Here is a 4,964-nt window from a genome sequence, read left to right as displayed (position 1 = left end):
CGGCCCCCCCCGGTCGCCTGGGGGTCGTGCGGGGTGGGGGAGGCACTAAGCTCCGCGCATCGCGTCCGAAGATGGGGCGTATGACCGAAATGTCGTCAAGTAGTTTGGTAGACTAACGACGTGTCCGAGATCGCTGAACGGGAGCGCACGCTGGCCACCCGGTTGCGGATGGCCTCCGTCCGCCTCAACCGCAGGCTGCGGGCGCAGAGCACCGACTCCGTCGTCACGCTCTCCCAGCTGTCCGCGCTGTCCTGCCTCTACAAGGCCGGGGCGATGACTCCGGGCACGCTCGCGGCGAAGGAAGGCGTGCAGCCGCCCTCGATGACCAGGGTCATCGCGGCGCTCGAAGGCCTCGGCCTGGTGGTGCGCACCCCGCACCCCACCGACGGGCGGCAGGCCGTCGTGGACCTCACCGACGCGGGCCGCGCCCGCATCGAAGAGGAGATCTCCGCCCGCGAGCGCTGGCTGGACGTCCAGCTGGCCGAACTCACCAGGGACGAACGCGCGACCTTGAGTCACGCGGCCGAGATCATGGAACGGATCTCGCAGCGCTAGGAGGGAGCTGAGCACGTCGGCGGTGCCAGAGGAATCGCCGCACCCGTCGGGGTCCGACCCGGCCGGTGCGAACCGCACGTCCACCGGCGAGCTCGGCGCACTCCCCGGTGCGTCCGCGGCCGCGCGCGCCGGTGATCCGGAACCGGCGGCCGCGCGCGGGCGGGCCGGAGGTCCGCCCGGCGACCCCGGGCAGGAGAGCGACCCCGGGCAGAAGAGCGATCACCGGCCCGGCGGACCGCCGGCCGGGGAGACCGGCACCGGCGGCGGCATGTTCGGCTCGCTGCGGGTGCGCAACTACCGCTACTACGCGGCGGGCCAGGTCGTCTCGCTCACCGGCACCTGGATGCAGCGGGCCGCGCAGGACTGGCTCGTGCTGGAGCTCTCCGGCGGCAGCCCCGGCGCGCTCGGCGTGGCCGTCGCGCTGCAGTTCCTGCCGACGCTGCTGCTGACGCTGTGGGCGGGCACCGCCGCCGACCGGTTCGACAAGCGGCGGCTGCTGGTCGCCACCCAGACGGCGCTCGGTGCCTGCGGGCTGCTGCTCGGACTGCTCGACGTGTCCGGTTCGGCGCAGCTCTGGCAGGTGTACGCGCTGTGCTTCGTGCTCGGCTGCTTCGCGGCGGTGGACGCGCCGGTGCGGCAGTCGTTCGTCGTCGAGATGGTCGGCCCCGCGCAGCTCACCAACGCCGTCGCGCTGAACTCGATGACGTTCAACCTGGCGCGGATCGTCGGGCCCGCCATCGCCGGGCTGCTCATCACCGCGATCGGCACCGGGTGGGTGTTCATCGCCAACGGCATCAGCTCGGCCGCCGTGGTCGGCGGGCTGCTGCTGATGAACGTGGCGCGGCTGCACCGCAGCGAACCGGTGCCGAAGGAGCGCGGCCAGGTGCGGGCGGGGCTGCGCTACGTGCTGGGGCGCCCCGACCTGGTGGCGGTGATGGTGCTGGTGTTCTGCGTCAGCACCTTCGGCATGAACTTCGAGAGCACCTTCGCGGTGATCGCCCGCAACGTGTTCGACCGCGACGCCGACGGCTACGGACTGCTGATCACGATGCTCGCCGTCGGCACCCTCTCCGGCGCCACGCTCGCCGCTCGCCGCAGCAGCAGGTCCGGGTCGCGGCTGCGGCTGATGGTGCTGGGGGCGGGTGCGTTCGGGCTGCTGGAGGCGGTCGGTTCGCTGATGCCGTCGTACTGGTCGTTCGCGGTGATGCTGGTGCCGGTCGGGGTCGCGGTGATGACCTTCACGACCAGCGCGAACTCCACGGTGCAGCTGGCGGTGGAGCCGTCGATGCGCGGCCGGGTGATGGGGCTGTACATGCTGCTGTTCCTCGGCGGGAAACCGGTGGGCGGGCTCGCGTCGGGTTGGCTGGCCGAGGTGCTGGGCCCGCGGTCGCCGCTGCTGCTGGGTGGGCTGGCGTCGCTGGTCGCGGCGGTGGCGTGCGGGGTGCTGCTGCGCCGCCGGAGATCGGGGGTTGCGGACCCTGGGAGGTTAGGCTAACCTAATACATGTCCGCTTCGTGGTGGGAGCGGCAGTCAGTTCGGGAACAGAGCGGGCCCCGTCTCCTCCGGGAGGCGGGGCCCGTTCGCGTTCGGGGTTCGTTCCCGTCCGAGGCCGAACGAGCAGGTCAGGGGGCGGACAGCACTTCGGGGCCCTCCCGGAGGAAGGCCCCGAAGTGTCGGCAGCTTCGCTTGTCGGAGCATCCACCGCCGGTCCGTGGTCCCGCGCGGCCGCGGGAAGGCTCAGGCGGTGGGCAGGCGCAGTCCGTTGTAACCGGCGCGGGCGTCGGCGAACCGCTTGCCGACCTCGTCCCAGTTCACGACGTTCCACAACTGCTTGACGTAGTCCGCCTTCACGTTCTTGTACTGCAGGTAGTAGGCGTGCTCCCAGATGTCGAACACCAGCAGCGGCGTGGTGGCGATCGACAGGTTCGAGTGGTGGTCCCGCAGCTGCTGCGTGATCAACCGCTGACCCACCGGGTCCCACGCCAGCACGCCCCACCCGTTGCCTTGGATCGTGGTCGACACGGCCTCCAGCTGGGCGCGGAACTTGTCGAACGACCCGAAGTCCTGGTCGATGGCCGCCGCCAGCTCACCGGTCGGCTTGTCCCCGCCGTTCGGCGAGAGGATCTTCCACCACACCAGGTGCAGCGAGTGCCCGGCCAGGTTGAACGCCAGCGTCGTCTCCAGGCCGACGATCGACCCGAAGTCGCCCTTGTCCCGCGCCTCGGCGATCTTCTCGATCGTGTCGTTGGCGCCCTTGACGTAGGTCGCGTGGTGCTTGCTGTGGTGCAGCTCGTTGATCTCACCCGAGATCGCGGGCTCCAGCGCCGAGTAGTCGTAGTCCAACTCGGGCAGCACGTACTGAGCCATGGAGCGTCTCCCTGTGCGCGTATCGCTGTCAGCAGTCTCTAGCAATTGCAATCTAGTGGCAACAGCTGGGCGGCTGCATTCCGGCCCGGGTTGATCTCAGTCACCGGGATCGCGCGCGGGCCCGCATCACTCCAGCGGCCAGGCGTGGACCGGCTCGCCCGAGTCCGACAGCTCCACGTAGCGCCGCAGCATCGCCGCCAGCGCGGCCGGACGGTCGTGACCGCGCTGCTCCAGCCGCGCCACCACGTCCCGCTGCCACGACGACCCGGTCTGCTTGCGCAGGCAGCGGGCCTCGATCACGCCCAGGGCGTGCTCCCGCGCGGCGTCCGACACCCCGCACAACCGCAGCCCCTCGTGCGCCATCGGCAGCAACCGGCGCAGCACCAGCTCGTCCGGGGTGATCCATCCGGCGCCCGGCCAGTACAGGTGCGCGTCCATGCCGTGCCGGGCCCCGGTGTAGAAGTTCTCCTCCGCCGCGGCGAACGACATCTGCGTCCACACCGGCCGGTCCTGCTCGGTCAGCGCGCGCTGCACCCCGTAGAAGAACGCGGCGTTCGCCACCACGTCACGCACGCTCGGCCCCGACGGCAGCACCCGGTTCTCCACCCGCAGGTGCGGCACCCCGTCGACCAGGTCGTACACCGGCCGGTTCCAGCGCCAGACAGTGCCGTTGTGCAGCCGCAGCTCCGCCAGCGTCGGCGCCCGGCCCGCCTGCACCGCCGCCACCGGATCCTCCTCCTCCGGTTCCGGTAGCAGGGCGGGGAAGTAGCGCACGTTCTCCTCGAACAGGTCGAAGATCGAGGTGATCCAGCGCTCCCCGAACCACACCCGCGGCCGCACGCCCTGGTTCTTCAGCTCCTGCGGCCGGGTGTCGGTCGCCTGCTGGAACAACGGCACCCGCGTCTCGTGCCACAGCGCCTTGCCGAGCAGGAACGGCGAGTTCGCGCCGATCGCCAGCTGCACCCCGGCCAGGCACTGCGCGGCGTTCCAGTGCGCGGCGAAGTCCTCCGGCGCCACCTGCAGGTGCAGCTGCACCGAGGTGCACGCCGACTCCGGCACGATCGAATCCGCGTAGCAGCGCAGCTGCTCCGGCCCGCCGTCGCCGAGCGGCGCGCCCTCCATGTCCAGCAGCATCTCCTCGCCCTTGGCGGTGAAGATCTGCTCGTTCAGCAGCGAGTACCGCGGGTCGTGCGAGAGCCAGCCCGGGTCGAAGTGGCTGCGCCGCAGCGTGGGCAGCGTGCCGATCAGCACCAGCTTCGCGTTCGCGTCCTGGGCCTTGCCGTCCGCGCGCCGCAACGCCTTCCGCAGCTCGTGCTCCAGCTCCAGGGCACCGTCCCCGGCGAGGGCGCGGGGCAGCACGTTGAGCTCGATGTTGTGCTGGCCCAGCTCGGTGGTGAACGACGGATCGTTGATCTTCTCCAGGACCACCGAGTTCGACATCGACGGGTCCATCCGCTCGTCGATGAGGCTCAGCTCCATCTCCAGCCCCATCTGCTGGTGCGGGAAGGAGAAGTTGCCCTCCGCGAGCATCCGGGCCAGCGCGTCGAGACCGCGCTGCATCTTGTCCCGATAGCGTTGCCGGTCCACAGGAGTGAAAGCCCGACTGGTCACGTGCTTTCCCATGCCGTCTCCCCGCTCGTCGGCCAGCACGCCGGCTTAGGTGGACACCAACGGTGACACATCGGTACCCGGCGGACCAGCGTCCAAAACGGTGTTCGAGCGAGCACCCGGGCACCTCTTGTGACCAGCGGGAAAAGGGACTTTCCCGGCCGGTTCCGCGCCCGTTCCGGGCGGGCCTGACCGGGCGTGCCCTGGCCGATCGGGCGCGGTGGCGCAGGCCGCGGAATCACCGTCGGTGCGCGGACCCATCCGCACGCTGCGTTGCGCGCTGCGCCGATGCGGTGAGGATCTCCAGCCTCCTGCGGAACGGGTCGACTACGCGCGGCAGCCGGGAATCTCCTTGCGCCGGTGGTGGCCGGTGCGCGGTCGGCGACGGCGAGCACGCCCCGGTTGAGGTGGAAGCCGACGACGGCGCTCATCAC

The 4,964-nt window shown here is 70.9% G+C and carries 4 protein-coding genes; 2 read left to right on the top strand and 2 right to left on the bottom strand.

The genetic code is table 11. From position 1 onward, the window contains the following. The first annotated feature begins 168 nt into the window (after positions 1-168). Together LCD33_RS28245 and LCD33_RS28240 are read left to right on the top strand one after the other, a co-directional pair. Positions 169-555, top strand: coding sequence for a MarR family winged helix-turn-helix transcriptional regulator (locus LCD33_RS28245; RefSeq protein WP_224962335.1), 387 nt, complete (start codon positions 169-171; stop codon positions 553-555). Positions 556-823: 268 nt separating this feature from the next. After that, positions 824-2,050: an MFS transporter gene (locus tag LCD33_RS28240; protein WP_374228550.1), complete on the top strand. Its 1,227-nt coding sequence runs from the start codon at positions 824-826 to the stop codon at positions 2,048-2,050. Positions 2,051-2,292: 242 nt separating this feature from the next. On the opposite strand, the gene LCD33_RS28235 is transcribed toward LCD33_RS28240, so the two are convergent. Both LCD33_RS28235 and LCD33_RS28230 read right to left on the bottom strand, forming a co-directional pair. Further along, positions 2,293-2,922, bottom strand: a complete 630-nt coding sequence (locus tag LCD33_RS28235; RefSeq protein WP_224962331.1) for a superoxide dismutase — start codon at positions 2,920-2,922, stop codon at positions 2,293-2,295. A 126-nt stretch (positions 2,923-3,048) separates the two neighbouring features. Further along, positions 3,049-4,545: a glutamate-cysteine ligase family protein gene (locus LCD33_RS28230; protein WP_224962333.1), complete on the bottom strand. Its 1,497-nt coding sequence runs from the start codon at positions 4,543-4,545 to the stop codon at positions 3,049-3,051. Positions 4,546-4,964: the final 419 nt, after the last annotated feature.

It is taken from the genome of Saccharopolyspora sp. 7B (assembly GCF_020177435.1).
GTDB lineage: Bacteria > Actinomycetota > Actinomycetes > Mycobacteriales > Pseudonocardiaceae > Saccharopolyspora_C > Saccharopolyspora_C gregorii.
The sequence above is the reverse complement of the archived record's forward strand: the minus strand, read 5'-3'. Positions and strand labels throughout refer to the sequence as shown.